Raw genomic sequence first — 18,117 nt, forward strand, 5'->3', positions numbered from 1 at the left:
CTTAAATAAAGAATTGAGTAAGGAGTCGCAGCATGAGTCAGGAATGGGATGCCGGTCGCTTGGACAGCGACCTCGATGGCGTAGCTTTCGATACCCTGGCTGTGCGCGCTGGCCAGCACCGTACGCCAGAGGGCGAACACGGTGATCCGATGTTCTTCACCTCCAGCTACGTGTTCCGCACTGCCGCCGATGCGGCTGCGCGGTTTGCGGGCGAAGTGCCAGGCAATGTGTATTCGCGCTACACCAATCCTACCGTGCGCGCGTTCGAAGAGCGCATTGCGGCCCTGGAAGGCGCTGAGCAAGCGGTGGCCACGGCCACCGGCATGGCGGCCATCCTGTCGGTGGTGATGAGTCTGTGCAGCGCTGGTGACCACGTGTTGGTGTCGCGCAGTGTGTTTGGTTCGACCATCAGCCTGTTCGAGAAGTACTTCAAGCGCTTCGGTATCGAAGTGGACTATGTGCCCCTGGCAGATTTGTCCGGCTGGGACGCTGCAATCAAGGCCAACACCAAGTTGCTGTTCGTCGAGTCCCCGTCCAATCCGCTGGCCGAGCTGGTGGATATCGCCGCGCTGTCCGAAGTGGCTCACGCCAAGGGCGCGATGCTGATAGTCGACAACTGCTTCTGCACGCCGGCCTTGCAGCAGCCGCTCAAGCTGGGCGCGGACATCGTCGTGCACTCGGCTACCAAGTTCATCGACGGCCAGGGTCGTTGCATGGGTGGCGTGGTCGCCGGTCGCGGCGAGCAGATGAAGGAAGTGGTGGGTTTCTTGCGCACTGCCGGCCCAACCCTGAGCCCGTTCAACGCATGGATCTTCCTCAAAGGCCTGGAAACCCTCAGCCTGCGCATGAAAGCTCATTGCGCCAACGCTCAGGCTCTGGCCGAGTGGCTGGAGCAGCAGGACGGTATCGAGAAAGTGCACTACGCCGGCCTCAAGAGCCATCCGCAACACGAGTTGGCCCAGCGCCAGCAGCGTGGTTTCGGTGCCGTGGTGAGCTTTGAGGTGAAGGGTGGCAAAGAGGGCGCCTGGCGCTTTATCGACGCGACGCGTCTGATCTCCATCACGGCCAACCTGGGGGATAGCAAAACCACCATTACCCATCCGAGCACCACCTCCCACGGGCGCCTGGCGCCGCAGGAGCGTGAAGCGGCCGGCATTCGGGACAGCCTGATCCGTATCGCGGTAGGCCTGGAAGACGTGGCCGACTTGCAGGCAGACCTGGCCCGCGGGCTGGCTGCCTTGTGATCGAATGGTCCATGGAGGCTGCAGCGGCCAGTAATGGGCGCGTCGCACTGGTGACTGGCGCGGCGCGAGGTATTGGCCTCGGGATTGCCGCGTGGCTGATCAGCGAAGGCTGGCAAGTGGTATTGACTGACCTGGATCGCGAGCGCGGCTCCAAGGTGTCTAAGGTGCTGGGCGAGAACGCTTGGTTTATCACCATGGACGTGGCCGACGAGAAGCAGGTTGCCCAAGGGGTTGCTGAAGTGCTCGGGCAATTCGGCCGCCTGGACGCGTTGGTGTGTAACGCGGCGGTGGCCGACCCGCGCAATATCACCCTGGAAAGCCTGGACCTGGCTTACTGGAACCGCGTGCTGGCGGTGAACCTGAGCGGGCCGATGTTGCTGGCCAAGCACTGTGCGCCTTACCTGCGTGCTCACGGCGGGTCCATCGTCAACCTGGCGTCGACTCGGGCCCGTCAATCGGAACCTGATACCGAGGCTTACGCGGCGAGCAAGGGCGGCCTGCTGGCCCTGACTCATGCCTTGGCGATGAGTCTTGGGCCGGAAGTGCGGGTGAATGCGGTCAGCCCTGGCTGGATCGATGCCCGTGACCCCGCTGCGCGGCGTGCCGAGCCGTTGACTGACGCCGATCATGCCCAGCATCCGGCGGGCAGGGTGGGGGTAGTGGAGGATGTGGCGGCAATGGTGGCGTGGCTGCTGTCGCGCCAGGCCGGGTTTGTCACTGGCCAGGAGTTCGTGGTGGACGGTGGTATGAGCAAGAAGATGATCTACAGCGAGTAGTGGGGTCTTGAAGCAATTTTGTCTTTTTCAGAAAAACTTCAAGCAGGCTATTGACTTAGGTCCGCTACCTGCGTAAATTTCGCGGCCTCAACGAAGCAAAGGGTGATTAGCTCAGCTGGGAGAGCATCTGCCTTACAAGCAGAGGGTCGGCGGTTCGATCCCGTCATCACCCACCACTTCTTGAGAGTTTTACCTTCGGGTAAAACGCAACGTTAAAAGTTGCACCGACGCGCAGCGGTAGTTCAGTCGGTTAGAATACCGGCCTGTCACGCCGGGGGTCGCGGGTTCGAGTCCCGTCCGCTGCGCCATATTTTCCAGGTCTGACTTGTCAGGCTTGAGATTGAACAGCCAAGGCTGATTGATCAGATGTTTAAAGACGGTTGAGGTGTTTTGCTCAACTGATCAAGCGATACGCAGCGGTAGTTCAGTCGGTTAGAATACCGGCCTGTCACGCCGGGGGTCGCGGGTTCGAGTCCCGTCCGCTGCGCCATATCTGCCTCAAGGCCCACTGAACGCCTTGAAGCACAAAGTAAGCCTTTGGCTACTTTGATCCGATAGCAAAGACCCTGGTCGAAAGATCGGGGTTTTTTGTGTCTGCGATTTGGTGGTGTGTTGCTAGAGCCGGCGAGCCGGCTCCTGCGGCATTGTTAGAATCCCAGCTTGTCGCGCAAGCCGTAGTACCAAGCCCCCAGCGCCGCAAACGGCGTGCGCAACAGTTGCCCGCCCGGAAACGGGTAATGCGGCAGGTCGGCAAACGCATCAAAACGCTCTGCCTGACCTCTCAATGCCTCCGCCAGTACCTTGCCCGCCAAGTGGGTGTACGTCACGCCATGGCCGCTGCAGCCCTGTGAGTAGTAGATGTTGTCGCCAAGGCGCCCCACCTGCGGCAAGCGCGACAGGGTCAGCAGGAAGTTGCCGGTCCAGGCGTAGTCGATCTTCACATCCTTGAGTTGCGGGAAGGCCTTAAGCATCTTTGGGCGGATGATCGCTTCGATATTCGCTGGGTCGCGCGCGCCATATACCACGCCGCCGCCGAAGATCAGGCGTTTGTCGCTGGTGAGGCGGTAGTAGTCGAGGAGGTAATTGCAGTCCTCTACGCAGTAATCCTGCGGCAGAAGGGTCTTGGCCAATTCATCCCCCAGCGGTGCAGTGGTGATCACTTGCGTACCGCAGGGCATCGACTTGGCTGCAAGCTCCGGTACCAGGTTGCCCAGATAGGCATTACCCGCGACGATGATGAACTTGGCCCTGACCTTGCCCTGGGCTGTGTGCACGACCGGATTGGCGCCACGCTCGATACGCACTGCCGCCGATTGCTCGTAGATCGTGCCGCCCAGGGATTCTACGGCCGCGGCTTCGCCGAGTGCCAGGTTGAGCGGATGGATGTGGCCCCCGCTCATGTCCAACAGGCCGCCTACGTAGTTGTCACAGGCCACCACGTCACGGATGCGACGCTCGTCCAGCAACTCCAGCTGAGTATGGCCGTAGCGCTCCCACAGGCGCTTCTGCGATTCCAAGTGTCCCATGTGCTTGCTGTTGAGTGCGGCGAACACGCCGCCGTCCTTCAAGTCGCACTGGATCTGGTACTTGGCTACCCGCTCGCGAATGATCCTGCCGCCCTCGAACGCCATCTGCCCCAGCAACTGAGCTTGCTGAGGACCTACGCTGCGCTCGATCACATCGATGTCGCGGCTGTAGCTGTTGACGATCTGCCCGCCATTACGGCCCGACGCGCCAAAGCCCACCTTGGCAGCTTCCAGCACGGTAACGCGAAAGCCGTTCTCTAGGAGAAACAGCGCACTTGAGAGTCCGGTATAGCCGGCACCAATGACGCACACATCGGTTTCGACTTCACCCTGCAGCATCGGGCGCGGCGGAACGGCATTCGCGGAAGCGGCGTAATACGACTGTGGGTAGGGGGTGTTCGCCATCCTGGAACCTCTGTTTTATATTTTTTACGAGTGCGCCGATCCTACCTGAGTTGAAAATTGCCTGCCAGCCACCCAAAAAATGCAGGTAGGTTGGTCGCAAATAAAAAATTCGCATATTCATAGGCTTAGCTGCAAAAAAGATGTTGACACCCCTCCGGAATTCCGTAGAATGCCGCCTCACAGCAGGCACGTAGCTCAGTTGGTTAGAGCACCACCTTGACATGGTGGGGGTCGTTGGTTCGAGTCCAATCGCGCCTACCAAACAAAATCCGCTCTGCTGGGCGGTCTAGAAGGGCTCACCGAAAGGTGGGCCCTTTTTTGTTGTCTGCGATTTGAAAAGTATCATTTCGTTGCCTGCCTCTCACTAGATAGTCTTCTTCATTCCCTCATCCGTGCCAATCCAGCCAGTTCGGGCTTGGATTTCTTTTTTGCAATGCCAGCCCTTGCGCGTTCACTTTCTACAGCTGAAATCTCAAGATCTTTGACGGGTGTCGATACTGTCGTAGTGCCATCTTTTTGGGTGGGTGATGTTAAAACAGGGAGAAGCAAAATGTCGGGTGTAGAGTGGTATTACGCGCTGAGCGGTTCGCGACAGGGACCTTTTACGTTTGAGCAAATGCAAGGTTTCTTGAGTTCGAACACTATCAGCGCGCAAACAAAAGTATGGCCGGGCGAGGGCGATTGGGTCGCGTTGAAAGACACTGACTTGGCCCAAAGCATTCCACGCCCCTCGGGCCCACCACCTCTTGCAGCAACAGAAATAGACAACCGATTTGTATGGGCGTTGGCGGGCGTCCAGTTGGCGGGTGGGTTGATCGAATACTTTTCCGGTATGAGTATTTGGTGGGTTTTTGTGATCTTCAACGTAGCCCTGTGTGTTGTCGACGAAAAGCGTTTGAAAGCAGCCGGTCATGCCGCGCCACAAAGCTGGTGGGCGTTGATTGTTCCTGTTTATCTTTGGAAGCGAGCGGCGCTTTTGAAGCAGGAAAAGCACTATTTTTACGGTTGGGTGGCGGCGTTCGTTGTATCGGTCGTGCTGGGAATGTTCGGTGGCCAGTCCGCTATCGAAGAAGCGGCATGCCCAATTGTCACCGACATCATTCATAAGCAGTTTTACCAAACGTCATCGTGCGTTGCCGTGACGATTGATGACGAGATTAAAAGTGGTCTCTATCGTGCGAGCGCCTTGCTCGATAACGGAAATGAGATCGACATCACTATCGAGGAAAAGGGCAAGCAGATCCTTGTTCGGATTCCTCGCCAGTGATCGCATTGGCGTGACCAGTAAAAGCCCAACATTGTGTTGGGCTTTTTTTTGCTGCTGCGACTAAACGTGCAACGCTTGTCTAAAGTAATTGCCTGGCAGGCCGATGCATTCTCAAATCTCTGAACGTCGGATATTTGGCATGCTTATCAACATTAGCACTACCGTTTCCGTAGCAAGCACTCCAAGCACTGTCACGTCGATGGATACCGCCACCACCGAAAGTGCACGTACCGCCAGCAGTTCCTCCGCTGGCGCGAGCGGTGAAACTAAAGGTGCGGCCGGCGCGGGCGGCGGCCTGGCCTCATCGAGCTCGCAGGAGTCCGATCGGGTCAAAGAGTTGAAAAAACAGATCGAGCAGTTGCAGCAGCAGCTTCAAGAACAGCAGCAGGCCCTTCAGAAGGCTCAGTCCAGTAGCCAGAGCGCAGACGCCAAGGCTGCCGCTATAGCCGCGGCTCAAACGCAAATTGCAGGCACTGCTGCCGCATTGCAGACGGCAACTTCGGCGCTATTGCAGGCCGTCACGGATGAGGGGGGCAGCGCGTCCGGTTCGATGGTCAGCACCACCGCCTGATCGCAGAAAAGTGTGTTGAACCGCCGTTTTTATCCGCGGTTCAGCACACTTTCTCCTGCACCCTTGGGCAATCGATACACATCCACCAGCGCCCACATCCCCAGCAACGCCACCCCGATGAACGCCACGCGGAAATCCACCGGCTGCGCCTGAACCTCATGGCCTTGCACGGTCATGGATGCGCGCAACAACAGCGCAGCCACTGTCACGCCCATGCCCATGGCCAGTTGGAATGACAGGCTGAACAACGCCGACGCTTCGCTCATGCGTGCCTTGGGCACATCTGCGAAGCCAATCGAGTTGTAACAAGTGAACTGCATTGAACGTGACAGCCCGCCCACAAACAACACGGCCGCAATCAGCGAAAACGGCGTCTGTGCCGTGAACAGCGCGCACGCCATTATAGACACCACACCGATTACCCCATTGACCAACAACACTCTGCGAAAGCCGTAGCGTTGCATGATGGCGGTGGTGAAGGGTTTCATCGCCAGGTTGCCGGCAAACACCGCAAGTACCAACAGCCCCGCGTCCACTGGCGACAGGCCAAATGCGACCTGAAACAGCAGGGGCAGCAGGAAAGGCAGGGCGCTGATGGCAAGGCGAAACAGTGAGCCGCCGTAGATGCTCACGCGGAAGGTGTTGATGGACAGTGTATCGAGCGGCAACAGGGGAGCGCTGTAGTGCCGACAATGGTGCACGGCCCATACCGTCAGCAGTAAACCTGCCGCAACCAGCGCTGCGCCCGGGATGAGCATTTCGCCTGCCTGGCTGCCCAGCCATTCCAGCCCGCCCAAGAGGGCCACGCAGGCGCCTGCCAGCAGTAAAAAAACCTTCGTATCGAACTTGCGCACATCCGCCTCGCGGCCTTCCGGTACCAGCCACAGTGCCGCGACCAAGGCCAGGGCGCCCAATGGAAGGTTCACGTAGAAGATCCATGGCCACGATGCATGAGTCACGATCAGTCCACCCGCCAGCGGCCCAAGAATCGGCGCCACCAAGCCAGGCCAGGTAATCACTGCGACCATCTTCACCAAGTCTTTTTTATCGGTATTGCGCAGCACCGCTAGACGCCCGACCGGCACCATCAGTGCGCCACCGATGCCTTGCAGGACGCGGGCAAATACGAACATTTCGAGGCTTTGGCTGAGCCCGCAGAGCAGCGAGGCGAGGGTGAAAACAATGATCGCGCCAGCAAATACCCGGCGTGCACCGTAGCGGTCGGCGATCCAGCTGGACAGCGGAATGAAGATCGCCACGGCAAGAATGTAGGCGGTGATGCCAATGTTCATGTCGACCGGCGTCACGCCGAATGCCGCGGCCATGGTTGGCAGCGCGGTGGCGATCACCGTGGCGTCGAGGTTCTCCATAAAAAAAGTCACGGCGACCACCAGGGCGATCAGGCGGGTTTGCGTGCTGAGGCCGGTGTCGGCTGTGGATGAGGTCACCGGTATTTCCCCTTGTTGGATGAGGGATGGCTGCTTGGCGTCGGTCTCAGCCGTTCCATATTTAAAGTTGTAATGAAGGCGCCATGAGCACGCGGCGCCACGATGCGCGAATCTGTCGCGGACTGTCTACAGGTTGTTAACGGTGTGGACTCCAGTCGCCGACAAAATTTATTGGTTCGCAGCAACAATTTTTCTTGTTGGACACCTTCCGCTTTCAGGCAGCACAGTTGCTGCCACTGACGCTCGCCCTGACGGGTCAACAATAAAAAAACCGAGCCGACTGCACGCCACTTCCTGCTGTGAACCCTTTGTTCACATCCTGCTGTAATGGCGCCGCAGCGCGCACTTAAGGACCTCTCCGCCATGCAAACTGTTGTGAACTTATGGCCGTTGATCGGCGTACTTGTGATCGTGGTTGGCTTTGTTTTACGTTTCAATCCGCTGTTGGTGGTCACCGCTGCGGCTATTGCCACCGGGCTTGCTGCCCACTTCCCGCTGGAAAAAATCCTCGCCACCATGGGTGATGGCTTCCTTCAGACCCGTGCCCTGCAATTGATCCTGTTGTTGCCTCTGGCCGTCATCGGCTTGCTGGAGCGCCATGGCTTGCGCTTGCATGCGCAAAACTGGATTGCACGGTTTGAGCGTGCCACTGTCGGGCGTCTGCTGATCATCTATCTGTTCGTGCGTGAATCCACCGCCGCCATGGGCTTGACCAGTCTGGGCGGGCACCCGCAGATGGTGCGCCCGCTGTTGGCACCGATGGCCGAAGGTGCGGCGGAAAAGCGCTACGGCAAGCTGCCGGACAAGTTGCGGCATAAAGTGCTGGCCATGTGCGCGGCGACGGACAACGTCGGGCTGTTTTTTGGCGAAGACATTTTCGTTGCGTTTGGCGCCATTGCATTGATGCACACGTTCCTGCTGGGCTCTGGGATTGATGTCGAGCCGCTGCACATCGCGGTGTGGGGTATCCCGACGGCGATCTGCGCCTTCATCATCCATGCGATCCGCTTGCATCGGTTTGATCGACGATTGACGCGTGAGATGACTCCCGTCGCCACGCCGGCAGGGGCCTCCCAATGATTATTTCCATTCAATACCTCTACTGGCTGGCTGGTGTGTTGTTGCTGATCACCGCAGGCATGATTCTGTTGGACCGAACCCATCCCAAGCGCTGGTCCAGTGCCTTGTTCTGGTTGCTGTTTGCCATACCGTTTCTGGTGGGCGAGCGCCTGCCATCGGTGGTGATCGGTGCGGGTGTGGTGGTGATGGCATTGATAGCAGGGTTCGGCGGCGTGGGGCGTGGCACCCATGTCGAGCTGCACGACAAGGCCTCGCGCGCCAGTGCTGGCCGCCTGGGCCACAAGCTGTTTATACCGGCGCTGGCCATTCCCCTGACCACGGTAATCGGCTCGGTATTGCTCAAGCACACCGAGATCGGCGGTATACCGTTGCTGGATCCGAAAAACACCCACCTTCGTGTCTCTCGGTATCGGCTGTCTGATCGCTCTCGGCCTGGCCTGCTGGCTGACCCGCGATACGCCGGTGCAGGCCTTGCGCGAATCACGCCGCCTCACCGAAGCCCTGGGCTGGGCCATGGTGTTGCCGCAGATGCTGGCGATGCTCGGGCTGCTGTTCAATGAAGCGGGCGTCGGCACGGCTGTCGCCCATGTCACCACCACTTACATCAACCTGGATTTCAAGTTGGTCGCGGTGATGGTGTATGTGTTGGGCATGGCACTGTTTACGGTGATCATGGGCAATGGCTTCGCCGCTTTCCCGGTGATGACTGGCGGCGTCGGTGTGCCGGTGTTAGTGGGCATTTACGGCGGCAACCCGGCAGTGATGGCCGCCATCGGCATGTTCTCCGGTTACTGCGGGACCCTGATGACGCCAATGGCCGCCAACTTCAACATCGTGCCGGCGGCGTTGCTGGAATTGCCGGACAAGAACGCAGTGATCAAGGCCCAGTTGCCGACGGCGCTGATGATGCTGGTGGTCAATATTGTGCTGCTCTACCTGTTGATGTGAGGTCTTGTATGCGTACCGTACTGCTGACGGGCTTTGAGCCCTTTGATCAAGATTCGGTTAATCCGTCCTGGGAGGCCGCGTGCCAATTGGACGGCGTGCAGCTCGCCGAGGATGTGCAGATTGTTGCGCGTCGGCTGCCCTGTGCGTTCACCACCGCCCCCGAGTGTCTGGTGCAACTGATCAATGAACTGCGTCCGGTCATGGTTATCGCCACTGGTCTGGCGCCGGGGCGCGGCGAGATTTCCATCGAGCGGGTGGCGATCAATATCAACGACGCGCGTATCCCCGACAACCTGGGGTATCAGCCCATCGATACGGCAGTTGTCGTGGATGGCCCGGCGGCCTATTTTTCGACGCTACCGATCAAGGCCATGGTCAAGGCGGTGCGTGGGGCGGGGATAGCCGCGGCGGTGTCCCAGACGGCGGGCACGTTTGTCTGCAATCAGGTGTTCTACCGTTTGCAGCACGTGCTTGCGGGCACGGATGTTCGCAGTGGTTTTATTCACGTTCCCAACCAGCCATTGATGGCGCTGTCGAGCTTGGTCGATGGGTTGCGCGTCGCAGTAGCTACGGCGTGGAACACGCCGGTAGACGTGGTGGAAGTGGGCGGTCAGGTCAGTTGACGCCGCCCCAGGGATGACACTTCGGCTTGCCGGTGACGGCAAGAGGCGATTGTTTACGCCTCGCGGCCAGGGAAAAACAGTTCGAAACAGGTCACGCCGTCCTTGCTGCTGACGCTGTACCGGCCGTGATGCAACTGCATGATGGTCGCCACAATCGACAGGCCCAGGCCATTGGACTGGGCCGAACGTTCCCTTGATTCATCCACCCGATAGAACCGCTCAAACAGTCGCGATAAATGCACGGCAGGGATGGTTTCCCCCTGGTTGCTGACTCGCAGATGGATGCCCTCGGCGTCTGCAATCGCCTGGATCAACAACTCGGAACCCGGTGCGCCGTATTTGATGGCGTTGGCGCACAGGTTCGCCAGGGCCCTGCGCAGCAGCATCGGTTCGGCCCAGATCACGCCTTCACCCTCGGCACGAATGCTGATGTCCGCATCGCCTGCCAAGCCTTCAAAGTAATCGGCAATGCGGGCCACTTCATCGGTGGCGCTGAGTGCCTGGCGCTGGCGCAGGGCGCTGGCCGGGTCGGTGCGGGCCAAGAACAGCATGTTGTCGAGCATTCGCGCCAGGCGCTCAAGCTCTTCGACATTGGAGGCCAAGAGCTGCTGATAACTTTCGATGCTGCGGTTCTGTTGCAGGGCAACCTGGGTTTCCCCCAGCAGGTTGTTGATCGGCGTGCGCAGTTCGTGGGCCATGTCGGTGGATACTTGGCCCAGTTGCGCAAAACCCTTGGCCAGGCGCTCAAGCATGGTGTTGAACGACTCGATCATCGGCAGCAGTTCTTTTGGTACTCCCTGGCCGTCGATGCGTTCGGCCAGGTTGCCGACGCCGATCCCTTGAGCGTGTCGGGCCAGTCGACGTAACGGTAGCAGGCCGCGATGCACCAACAGGTAGCCCACCAGTGCGAGGAAGATCGCGGCGATGCTCGCCAGGACGTACACGCTCAACCGATAGCTGGCGAGCATGGCGGTACGCTCGGTCATCAGGCGCCCGCTGGTGACTTGCAGGCTCCCCAGGTCGCCGGAGTCTATGGATGCGGCCAAGGTGGAAAAGGGCACGCCATTTACGCCCGGCAGATGCTGCACATCGCTCAGCGTGAGGATGTGGCCTTTGGGGACCGGCTCGACTGCTGGCAGATCGATGTTGGCGGGGTTTACCAGCAGCAGCGGTTTTTGGCCGGGTGCGGCGATGCTCAGCACCGATTCGCGGTTGCCCAACATATTCTGGAACAGTTCCGGCTTGGTCTTGATCAAGTCCAGTGTGTTGCTGTCGTTAAGCAGGTTGCGTAGTTGATCCACGCGGGAAATCAATTGCACATCGTCGCGGCGGATCAGCTCGCGCTCCAACTCGCGGTACAGCGCCACGCCGACGGTAGCGAGCAGTGCAAAGGCGAGCAGGGCGAAGATCAGGGCCAGGCGCAGTGTCAGGGAATAATGGCGACGGTGGGTCATGGTTGGGTATCGAAACGGTAGCCAATGCCCCGCACGCTGTGGATCAACTTGAGCGTGAACGGGTCGTCGATTTTCAGGCGCAGGCGCCGTACGGCCACGTCCACCACGTTGGTGTCGCTGTCGAAGTTCATGTCCCATACCCGCGAGGCGATCAGCGAGCGCGACAGCACTTGGTCCTGATGGGTGGCGAACAGGTGCAACAGTGCGAACTCCTTATTGGTCAGGGTGATGCGTGTACCGGCGCGAGTGACGCGGCGTTTCAGTACGTCGATGTGCAAATCTGCGATTTGCAGGTGTTCTTCTTCCCTGAGCGGGCCGCGACGGGTCAGGGTGCGTAAGCGTGCTACCAGCTCGGCGAAAGAGAAGGGCTTGATCAGGTAATCATCGGCACCCAGCTCCAGGCCCTTGATTCGATCGGCAATATCGTCGCGAGCTGTCAGAAAAAGCACTGGGGTGTCGGAGTCTTTACGCAGGCGGCGCAGTACTTCCCAGCCGTCCATTTTCGGCATCATCACATCCAGCACGATCACGTCGAACGGCGTTTCCAGTGCTTGGTGCAGGCCGTCCACGCCGTCCCTTGCCAGGCTTACGGAGTAGCCCAGTTCCTGCAGACCGTTGAGGAGGTAATTACCGGCCTTGGGTTCGTCTTCGACAACGAGGATGTTCATGTGAAATGCCTTGATTCAATACGTGGCGCCAGTGTAGCTCGATCAATTGTCACTGGCGCAGGCCATGGCCTGCACTGGGTACTTGAGTCGTGCCAGTGCGCTCACGGTAACCCCGTACTTCAAACAGCCAGCCAACAGGATGATGACAAATTCGTAATGATTGGCTGGCTGTTGGGGCGTCAGCGTTTACAACCCAGTGGGTGATCCGTAGATTGCATCGGGCCGATTATTCGTTTCAGCTTACGAGGAAACCCCGCAGTGTCTATCCGAGGTTCAGCTGTATCAGCCCGCCTTTACCGCGCCTTCCTGTTCGATATGGATGGAACCCTGCTCAACTCCATTGCCGCTGCCGAACGTGTGTGGGGCATCTGGGCTGAACGTCATGGGCTGGACGTGGAGGCCTTCCTGACCACCATTCATGGTGCGCGGGCGATTGACACTATCACGCGCCAGGCATTGCCCGGCGTCGACCCGCAAGTTGAAGCGCAGTGGATTACCGAGGCTGAAATCAACGATGTAGAAGGCGTCGTGGCGATTCCCGGTGCCGTCGAGTTTCTCAATAGCGTGCCTGGTGATCAGTGGGCATTGGTCACCTCTGCGCCGAAGGCGTTGGCATTGCGTCGGTTGCAGGCCGCGGGTATCGCGCCACCGGCGGTGTTGGTAACGGCCGAGGATGTGGCCATCGGAAAACCGAACCCCGCCTGTTATGAGCTGGGTGCGCAACGCCTGGGTGTGCCGGTGCAGGATTGTCTGGTGTTTGAGGATGCGACGGTGGGGATTCGTGCGGGGGAGGCGGCGGGTGCGGATGTGCTGGTCGTAACATCGACGCACCTCAAGCCCATGCCCACGGAGCATCCATCGATTGAAGGGTATGAACAGTTGCAGGTGCGTCGCAGCGCTGATGGCTTGTTGTACCTGCAGAGCGCAGTGGACTGACACAAAAAAGCCGAGTCCGTCTCCGGTCTCGGCTTGGTTCGCTTGGTCAGCCGCCAGTTTTATTTTCGGCCCGCCGGCACAGCTGACGCTGCAATGCTTTCTGGATAGGCTTGAGGCAGAACATGAACAGGTACGCACACAGCAGCAGTGCCAAATCAAACCAGGACTTAGGATAGGCGGGGTCCGAACCTTCGACTTCCAGCCCCAGGCCATATTCTACGCCCACAAAGGCCAGCCCAATCAGCAGGGCAATCATCCAGGATCTGGAAAAAAATGGCTGCGCGGTAATAGGCCTCATCGACGTGCTCCTGAGTCCACACGGATGGAAGTATGTCAGTCAGGAGATTCGGCTTTGGATAGTGGAACAAGTTCCAGACGCGAGGATAATTTCATCTTTGGGGCGCATGGACTTTGGACGACGCTAATCACTCATTCAGCCCAAGAACAGTCCAATAGGCTTTCGCCAGCCGTTACATGAACGAAAGGGCTGGCTACTGAGTGCGCCTCAAGGCGTCTGGTTTTTATCCGGAGCGGTCAGGCCGGCCTGGATGCGCTGGTAGATCTCCTCGCGATGCACGGCAACATCCTTGGGGGCGTTGATGCCGATTCTTACTTGCTGGCCGCTGACGCCCAGGATGGTGATCGTGATGTCATCACCGATGTTTATGCTTTCACCGACTTTGCGGGTGAGTATAAGCATGGACTTCTCCTTGATTGCTTTTAGGACACATGTTTCAGACAGGGCAGGTGTCGGATGTGTGTAGCTTACTGCTAAGCGCTTCCCTGTGACTGCCTCTTTTAGGACGCATAGAGGCGACATTAATTCCCATGGCGGCATCATACAGGTCTGGGATACATCATTCGCATTGTTTAAGCCAACGTTTATGACGGCCAGAATAGACAGTGAATGATAAAGTTGCCTCTTTATCCTTAGAGGAGCAGGGCAGTGCGTAAAGTAGCGATGGCAATTGCGGTGTTGGCACTGGCCGGTTGCGGTGAAGGCAAACGCGTCGACGCCCCCAAGGCCAAGCCTGCCGTGACCGAAAGCCAGCCACAAACCGGCGCGATTGCCGCCCAGGAGTGGGACCTGCGAGTAGGTCCGCCGGACCACAAACTGCAGGCGATCACCGACCTGACCGCCTGGTTGCTGGAACATGGTTTTAATTTTTATATCGTGAAGGTCGACGGCAAGGACGAAGTGCTGTTGGGGCCGTTCGCAACTAAGGCCGAAGCCGAGGCAAAGCAGACCCTGCTTAACGAAAAGATGGCTCGTGCCAAGAAAACTGACACGGTGTCTGAGGTCATCGAACACCAGCCTGCGCAGTAACGGGCCGATTGGGCGGCAGCGCCGCCCATCTTCAACCGCAGGCTTTCAGGTTGACCGGGCCGACAAACTCATTGCCACGCCCCATCACACACGCCACCGTCTGGTTACGCTGGCGCTCCCAGGCTTGGACCGGGTAGGTTTTGTTCCAGGCTTCGTACAACTGACGATCCTGTTTCGACAGGCGCAAGCCGTATTGTTTGCTCATGTAGAAGTAGGTTCGCGCGATCATTCCGCGTATGGAAGGTCGCGGCATCACCTTCTTGGCCTTGAAATCCACTTGGGTCAGGCATGAACCGTACTGCCCGCGTTGCACTGGCAGCCAGCCAAAGCTGAAGTTGCTTCGGTCTCCATTGACCTCGCCGATACTCGGCACCAAATTGTGCAGGTCTGCTTCGGCACGCTTGAACACGTCATCATGGCGCGTGCAGTTCTTGCGCCCGCCATTCTGCCAGCACTGGCGCTGATGTCCGATCTGCCAGGCCGGAACAATGTGTTCCCACTCGATGCGTGCGGCGCGGTTGGCGTTTTTGCGTGGGATATATCCGCAGGCTTTCAAGTCAACGCGGTTGCCGCTGTACTTGCAGCCGCAATAGAACTCGGTGGATTGCGGGGCGTAGAGTGTCCAGGCAACTTTTTTGGCTTCACTGAAGGTTCGGGGCGCCTGAGCGTGAGCGGTAACGGCAAAAAACAGGCAACACACAGCAATAAAACGGGCACTCATTCAATCAATCTTCCTTCGGCACAACCCAGAAAATCTGCACGCCACCGTCATCCCGGTAGGCTAGGGTGACGTTGTCGTTCTCCGCAATCTCCTCCAACAAGCGCTGCCAATCGTCCTCTGGTTCCTCCGGCAAGCGGAAGATCAGGGCTGCCTTGGCTTTTTGGGCATTGGTGGAGTTGATGATTTTTTGCACGCGAATGGCCAGGCGTGTGTAGGCATCGGGCGGGGTAGGTACTGCGGAAGATGACTTTGCCACGGAGCATTCCTTAATAAGCTGTACGTGCATACAGTATTTAAGTGTGGGCAATTTCGCAACTGCTTAAAATTTAAGAGATTCGTCTGGCGGCGAGTTAGGGGGTTGGGTGTAGGGCGGGGGGAGAGGGATAGGTAGGTTGTTGTGGCGAGGGAAGTTGTTCCCGCTGGTCCGCGAAGCGGCCCCAAAAGAAGCTTTCGGGCGCTGCGTACATGAGCGGGAGCAAGCTCCCTCGCCACATACAGGGTTCAGTCAGGAATCAATATTCCCAGAAAATCCGTTGAAGCTCTTTGCTGTCTTGGGTCTTGGTCAGGGCAACCATTGCCAGAATCCGCGCTTTCTGCGGGTTCAGGTCGAGGGCAGCAACCCAGTCGTATTTGTCGTCAGGCTGTTCAGCGTTACGCAACACCATGCCGCCGGCATTCACGTGGGAGGAGCGAATGATCTGCACGCCTTGCTTGCGCAGTTCCACCAGGGCAGGCACCACTTTGGAAGATACCGAGCCATTGCCAGTACCCGCGTGGATGATTGCTTTGGCACCAGCCTGGGCCAGGGCTTTGTAGGCTGTGTCGCTTACGTTGCCGTAGCCGTAGGCGATTTCGACGTCCGGCAGGCTTTTGATGTTCTTGATGTCGAATTCCGAATCCATGGTGTGGCGCTTGGCAGGCAGGCGGAACCAGTAGGATTTGCCTTCAACCACCATGCCCATTGGGCCCCATGGGCTCTTGAAGGCTTCGGTCTTGATATTGATCATCTTGCTTACGTCGCGACCCGATTGGATCTCGTCGTTCATGGTCACCAGCACCCCTTTACCGCGCGCGTCCTTGCTGCCGGCTACAGCCACGGCGTTGTAGAGGTTGAGCATGCCGTCGGCCGACATGGCGGTGCCTGGGCGCATGGAACCAACTACCACGATTGGCTTGTCAGTTTTTTCCACCAGGTTCAGGAAATAGGCGGTCTCTTCCAGGGTGTCGGTACCGTGAGTGATTACGATGCCATCCACGTCTTTGTTGTCAGCCAGTTCCGCGACGCGCCGACCCAGTTGCAGCAGGTTCTCGTTGTTGATGCTTTCGGATGCAATTTGCATCACTTGCTCGCCACGCACATTGGCAATCTGGCTAAGTTCAGGAACACCGGCGATCAATTGCTCGATACCGACTTTGGCCGCCTGGTAGGTAGCGCTGTTGGCCGCACTGGCGCCAGCGCCGGCAATGGTGCCACCGGTGGCGAGAATTACCACGTTGGCCAGTTTGGTCTTGGATTCAACTTCCTTTGCCTGAGCGGCAACAGGGAACAGCAGCAGAAGGGCTAACGCGCCCGGAACAAAGTTCTTCAGTGCAGATTTCATTGTTTTTCTCTCTGGTTTTTGATGAGTGCTGTAGCAGGTTCATCTAGAGCGCCCGGGCGGTTCTGAATGCCACGAGGTGCTGGGTAGGAGCAGGATTTGTACCAGGCTGATTAAGTTCTTGGATATAAATTAACTATCTGATTTATAACAATAATTGTCGTTATTATGGCAGGTCCCGCAATGCGTCTGTCCGGCTTTCCGAACACGCTGCATGATTGCGTTCGGTTGTCCGAAGATGATCATCGGGAAATACTGAGTCGCATGAAGAGGTCTGTCGTTTCAGAGAACGAAGCGTTGGAGGGAATGTTTAATAACGTCCTTTCGCTGGACGGGAGGACAGAGGCTAGAGGCCTTAGATGAAAGGCTGTGTTCTACCGTTGACAAATCTCGACAAGGTTCTCATAGTTTGATTAACGCAAACGTTTGCGAGATGTTTCACACGGTGCTCCCTGAGTGCTCTGAAAGATCGTATCAGCCACCCGTGTGGGATGGCTGCCGAAGGACTCTTCGGTGCAAGCGTTGCTTACAATAATCATAAGATCGGAGTGAACCCATGAAGCTGCCATTCGCTGGACGTCTTCTTGCTGTCGCTGTGCTTGCTGCCGCATCCGCCGCTTTACCTCTGTCCTCTGCCTTTGCTGACGACGCCGCCGCCAAACCCAAGGTCGGCCTGGTGATGAAATCTCTCGCCAATGAATTCTTCGTCACCATGCAGGACGGTGCCAAGGCTTACCAGAAAGACCATGCCGCCGATTTCGACATGATCACCAACGGCATCAAGAACGAAACTGATACCAGCGCGCAGATCGATATCGTCAACCAAATGATCCTCGCCAAGGTTAACGCCATCGTCATCGCGCCTGCTGACTCCAAGGCACTGGTCACCGTACTGAAGAAAGCCTCCGACGCCGGTATCAAGGTCGTCAACATCGACAACCGCCTGGACCCCGGTGTACTGAAAAGCAAAAATCTCGATATTCCCTTCGTTGGCCCCGACAACCGCAAGGGCTCCAAGCTCGTGGGCGACTACCTGGCCAAGCAACTGGCAGCAGGTGACAAAGTCGGCATCATCGAAGGCGTACCGACTACCACCAACGCCCAACAGCGCACCGCCGGCTACAAAGATGCGATGGACGCTGCCGGTATGAAGATCGTTTCCACTCAATCCGGCAACTGGGAAATCGACCAGGGCCAGAAAGTCGCCTCGGCCATGCTGAGCGAATACCCGGACCTCAAGGCCTTGTTGGCCGGTAACGATAACATGGCCCTGGGCGCTGTCTCCGCGGTGCGTGCGGCAGGCAAGGCGGGCAAGGTAATGGTCGTGGGTTACGACAATATCGAAGCGATCAAGCCGATGTTGCAGGACGGCCGCGTACTGGCTACCGCCGACCAGGCAGCTGCCCAGCAAGCGGTATTCGGTATCCAGAACGCCCTTAAGCTGGTCAAGGGTGAGAAAGTCGATGCCAAAGACGGCGTGATCGAAACCCCGGTCGAACTCGTCCTCAAGAAGTAATTCTGGCGG

The 18,117-nt window shown here is 58.1% G+C and carries 18 protein-coding genes, 4 tRNA genes and 1 pseudogene; 14 read left to right on the forward strand and 9 right to left on the reverse strand.

Translation table 11 applies throughout. From position 1 onward, the window contains the following. Nucleotides 1-32: 32 nt before the first annotated feature. From ACVWXD_RS05270 to ACVWXD_RS05290, 5 genes are all read left to right on the forward strand, one after another. Nucleotides 33-1,244 (forward strand): O-succinylhomoserine sulfhydrylase, encoded by a 1,212-nt coding sequence (locus ACVWXD_RS05270; protein ID WP_032888258.1) that lies wholly within the window; start codon nucleotides 33-35, stop codon nucleotides 1,242-1,244. Nucleotides 1,245-1,255: 11 nt separating this feature from the next. Beyond that, on the forward strand, nucleotides 1,256-2,020 hold the full coding sequence (locus ACVWXD_RS05275; RefSeq protein WP_032888256.1) for an SDR family oxidoreductase: 765 nt from the start codon (nucleotides 1,256-1,258) through the stop codon (nucleotides 2,018-2,020). A 100-nt stretch (nucleotides 2,021-2,120) separates the two neighbouring features. After that, nucleotides 2,121-2,196, forward strand: a tRNA-Val gene (locus tag ACVWXD_RS05280). A gap of 55 nt (nucleotides 2,197-2,251) precedes the next feature. Next, nucleotides 2,252-2,328 (forward strand) — tRNA-Asp (locus ACVWXD_RS05285). A gap of 105 nt (nucleotides 2,329-2,433) precedes the next feature. After that, nucleotides 2,434-2,510, forward strand: a tRNA-Asp gene (locus ACVWXD_RS05290). A gap of 157 nt (nucleotides 2,511-2,667) precedes the next feature. Here ACVWXD_RS05290 and ACVWXD_RS05295 read toward each other — a convergent pair. Further along, nucleotides 2,668-3,951 carry an NAD(P)/FAD-dependent oxidoreductase gene (locus ACVWXD_RS05295; protein WP_457370745.1) on the reverse strand — a complete coding sequence of 428 codons (1,284 nt, stop codon included), beginning with the start codon at nucleotides 3,949-3,951 and terminating at the stop codon, nucleotides 2,668-2,670. Nucleotides 3,952-4,135: 184 nt separating this feature from the next. Here ACVWXD_RS05295 and ACVWXD_RS05300 point away from each other — a divergent pair. The 3 genes from ACVWXD_RS05300 to ACVWXD_RS05310 all read left to right on the forward strand — a co-directional run bounded on the left by ACVWXD_RS05300 (nucleotide 4,136) and on the right by ACVWXD_RS05310 (nucleotide 5,789). Next, nucleotides 4,136-4,212: transfer RNA gene (locus tag ACVWXD_RS05300), tRNA-Val, on the forward strand. 289 nt (nucleotides 4,213-4,501) lie between these two features. Next, nucleotides 4,502-5,218, forward strand: a complete 717-nt coding sequence (locus ACVWXD_RS05305; RefSeq protein WP_050442833.1) for a DUF4339 domain-containing protein — start codon at nucleotides 4,502-4,504, stop codon at nucleotides 5,216-5,218. Nucleotides 5,219-5,357: 139 nt separating this feature from the next. Then, nucleotides 5,358-5,789 carry a hypothetical protein gene (locus ACVWXD_RS05310; RefSeq protein WP_457370746.1) on the forward strand — a complete coding sequence of 144 codons (432 nt, stop codon included), beginning with the start codon at nucleotides 5,358-5,360 and terminating at the stop codon, nucleotides 5,787-5,789. Between the two features lie 29 nt (nucleotides 5,790-5,818). Here ACVWXD_RS05310 and ACVWXD_RS05315 read toward each other — a convergent pair whose 3' ends face one another. Continuing rightward, nucleotides 5,819-7,243, reverse strand: a complete 1,425-nt coding sequence (locus tag ACVWXD_RS05315) for an MFS transporter (protein WP_181644234.1) — start codon at nucleotides 7,241-7,243, stop codon at nucleotides 5,819-5,821. 357 nt (nucleotides 7,244-7,600) lie between these two features. On the opposite strand from ACVWXD_RS05315, the gene ACVWXD_RS05320 reads away from it, so the two are divergent. From ACVWXD_RS05320 to pcp, 3 genes and pseudogenes are all read left to right on the forward strand, one after another. After that, nucleotides 7,601-8,317 (forward strand): DUF969 domain-containing protein, encoded by a 717-nt coding sequence (locus ACVWXD_RS05320; protein ID WP_032887001.1) that lies wholly within the window; start codon nucleotides 7,601-7,603, stop codon nucleotides 8,315-8,317. Further along, a pseudogene (locus tag ACVWXD_RS05325) lies at nucleotides 8,314-9,265 on the forward strand (DUF979 domain-containing protein). The gene ACVWXD_RS05320 and the pseudogene ACVWXD_RS05325 overlap by 4 nt, the downstream one beginning before the upstream one ends. 8 nt (nucleotides 9,266-9,273) lie before the next feature. Continuing rightward, complete coding sequence (gene pcp / locus ACVWXD_RS05330; RefSeq protein WP_181644215.1) at nucleotides 9,274-9,888, forward strand: pyroglutamyl-peptidase I; 615 nt, start codon at nucleotides 9,274-9,276, stop codon at nucleotides 9,886-9,888. Between the two features lie 53 nt (nucleotides 9,889-9,941). Here pcp and ACVWXD_RS05335 read toward each other — a convergent pair whose 3' ends face one another. Together ACVWXD_RS05335 and ACVWXD_RS05340 are read right to left on the reverse strand one after the other, a co-directional pair. After that, the gene (locus ACVWXD_RS05335; protein ID WP_457370747.1) at nucleotides 9,942-11,342 is read right to left on the reverse strand and encodes a heavy metal sensor histidine kinase; all 1,401 of its coding nucleotides are present in this window, start codon (nucleotides 11,340-11,342) and stop codon (nucleotides 9,942-9,944) included. After that, nucleotides 11,339-12,010, reverse strand: coding sequence for a heavy metal response regulator transcription factor (locus tag ACVWXD_RS05340; protein ID WP_457370748.1), 672 nt, complete (start codon nucleotides 12,008-12,010; stop codon nucleotides 11,339-11,341). The genes ACVWXD_RS05335 and ACVWXD_RS05340 overlap by 4 nt, the downstream gene beginning before the upstream one ends. A gap of 258 nt (nucleotides 12,011-12,268) precedes the next feature. Between ACVWXD_RS05340 and ACVWXD_RS05345 the strand changes: the two genes are divergently transcribed. After that, nucleotides 12,269-12,946 (forward strand): HAD family hydrolase, encoded by a 678-nt coding sequence (locus ACVWXD_RS05345; RefSeq protein ID WP_457370749.1) that lies wholly within the window; start codon nucleotides 12,269-12,271, stop codon nucleotides 12,944-12,946. 46 nt (nucleotides 12,947-12,992) lie between these two features. On the opposite strand, the gene ACVWXD_RS05350 is transcribed toward ACVWXD_RS05345, so the two are convergent. After that, nucleotides 12,993-13,244: a hypothetical protein gene (locus tag ACVWXD_RS05350; protein WP_457370750.1), complete on the reverse strand. Its 252-nt coding sequence runs from the start codon at nucleotides 13,242-13,244 to the stop codon at nucleotides 12,993-12,995. A gap of 207 nt (nucleotides 13,245-13,451) precedes the next feature. Then, nucleotides 13,452-13,646 carry a carbon storage regulator CsrA gene (gene csrA / locus ACVWXD_RS05355; protein WP_003192511.1) on the reverse strand — a complete coding sequence of 65 codons (195 nt, stop codon included), beginning with the start codon at nucleotides 13,644-13,646 and terminating at the stop codon, nucleotides 13,452-13,454. Nucleotides 13,647-13,907: 261 nt separating this feature from the next. Here csrA and ACVWXD_RS05360 point away from each other — a divergent pair, with 261 nt between their 5' ends. Further along, nucleotides 13,908-14,273: an SPOR domain-containing protein gene (locus tag ACVWXD_RS05360; RefSeq protein ID WP_457371576.1), complete on the forward strand. Its 366-nt coding sequence runs from the start codon at nucleotides 13,908-13,910 to the stop codon at nucleotides 14,271-14,273. A gap of 31 nt (nucleotides 14,274-14,304) precedes the next feature. Here the strand turns inward: ACVWXD_RS05360 and ACVWXD_RS05365 are convergent, their stop codons facing one another. From ACVWXD_RS05365 to ACVWXD_RS05375, 3 genes are all read right to left on the reverse strand, one after another. Then, nucleotides 14,305-14,994, reverse strand: coding sequence for an endonuclease I family protein (locus ACVWXD_RS05365; RefSeq protein ID WP_122680531.1), 690 nt, complete (start codon nucleotides 14,992-14,994; stop codon nucleotides 14,305-14,307). A 4-nt stretch (nucleotides 14,995-14,998) separates the two neighbouring features. Further along, the gene (locus ACVWXD_RS05370) at nucleotides 14,999-15,250 is read right to left on the reverse strand and encodes a DUF1654 domain-containing protein (RefSeq protein ID WP_095185575.1); all 252 of its coding nucleotides are present in this window, start codon (nucleotides 15,248-15,250) and stop codon (nucleotides 14,999-15,001) included. A gap of 256 nt (nucleotides 15,251-15,506) precedes the next feature. Beyond that, nucleotides 15,507-16,595, reverse strand: coding sequence for an asparaginase (locus ACVWXD_RS05375; RefSeq protein ID WP_032886990.1), 1,089 nt, complete (start codon nucleotides 16,593-16,595; stop codon nucleotides 15,507-15,509). Nucleotides 16,596-17,148: 553 nt separating this feature from the next. On the opposite strand from ACVWXD_RS05375, the gene ACVWXD_RS05380 reads away from it, so the two are divergent. Next, entirely contained in the window at nucleotides 17,149-18,108 is a 960-nt protein-coding gene (locus tag ACVWXD_RS05380) for a sugar ABC transporter substrate-binding protein (protein ID WP_032886989.1), read from the forward strand. Nucleotides 18,109-18,117 lie beyond the last annotated feature (9 nt).

The sequence above is a fragment of the Pseudomonas sp. TE3911 genome (assembly GCF_054062775.1).

What these genes read in the sequence shown, in the direction of transcription:
- ACVWXD_RS05340 (WP_457370748.1), bottom strand. Translation starts at nt 12,010, where the DNA reads ATGAACATCCTCGTTGTCGAAGACGAACCCAAGGCCGGTAATTACCTC.
- ACVWXD_RS05365 (WP_122680531.1), bottom strand. Translation starts at nt 14,994, where the DNA reads ATGAGTGCCCGTTTTATTGCTGTGTGTTGCCTGTTTTTTGCCGTTACC.
- ACVWXD_RS05305 (WP_050442833.1), top strand. Translation starts at nt 4,502, where the DNA reads ATGTCGGGTGTAGAGTGGTATTACGCGCTGAGCGGTTCGCGACAGGGA.
- ACVWXD_RS05295 (WP_457370745.1), bottom strand. Translation starts at nt 3,951, where the DNA reads ATGGCGAACACCCCCTACCCACAGTCGTATTACGCCGCTTCCGCGAAT.
- pcp (WP_181644215.1), top strand. Translation starts at nt 9,274, where the DNA reads ATGCGTACCGTACTGCTGACGGGCTTTGAGCCCTTTGATCAAGATTCG.
- ACVWXD_RS05275 (WP_032888256.1), top strand. Translation starts at nt 1,256, where the DNA reads ATGGAGGCTGCAGCGGCCAGTAATGGGCGCGTCGCACTGGTGACTGGC.
- ACVWXD_RS05380 (WP_032886989.1), top strand. Translation starts at nt 17,149, where the DNA reads ATGAAGCTGCCATTCGCTGGACGTCTTCTTGCTGTCGCTGTGCTTGCT.
- ACVWXD_RS05310 (WP_457370746.1), top strand. Translation starts at nt 5,358, where the DNA reads ATGCTTATCAACATTAGCACTACCGTTTCCGTAGCAAGCACTCCAAGC.
- ACVWXD_RS05320 (WP_032887001.1), top strand. Translation starts at nt 7,601, where the DNA reads ATGCAAACTGTTGTGAACTTATGGCCGTTGATCGGCGTACTTGTGATC.
- ACVWXD_RS05270 (WP_032888258.1), top strand. Translation starts at nt 33, where the DNA reads ATGAGTCAGGAATGGGATGCCGGTCGCTTGGACAGCGACCTCGATGGC.
- ACVWXD_RS05360 (WP_457371576.1), top strand. Translation starts at nt 13,908, where the DNA reads ATGGCAATTGCGGTGTTGGCACTGGCCGGTTGCGGTGAAGGCAAACGC.
- ACVWXD_RS05350 (WP_457370750.1), bottom strand. Translation starts at nt 13,244, where the DNA reads ATGAGGCCTATTACCGCGCAGCCATTTTTTTCCAGATCCTGGATGATT.
- ACVWXD_RS05335 (WP_457370747.1), bottom strand. Translation starts at nt 11,342, where the DNA reads ATGACCCACCGTCGCCATTATTCCCTGACACTGCGCCTGGCCCTGATC.
- ACVWXD_RS05375 (WP_032886990.1), bottom strand. Translation starts at nt 16,595, where the DNA reads ATGAAATCTGCACTGAAGAACTTTGTTCCGGGCGCGTTAGCCCTTCTG.
- csrA (WP_003192511.1), bottom strand. Translation starts at nt 13,646, where the DNA reads ATGCTTATACTCACCCGCAAAGTCGGTGAAAGCATAAACATCGGTGAT.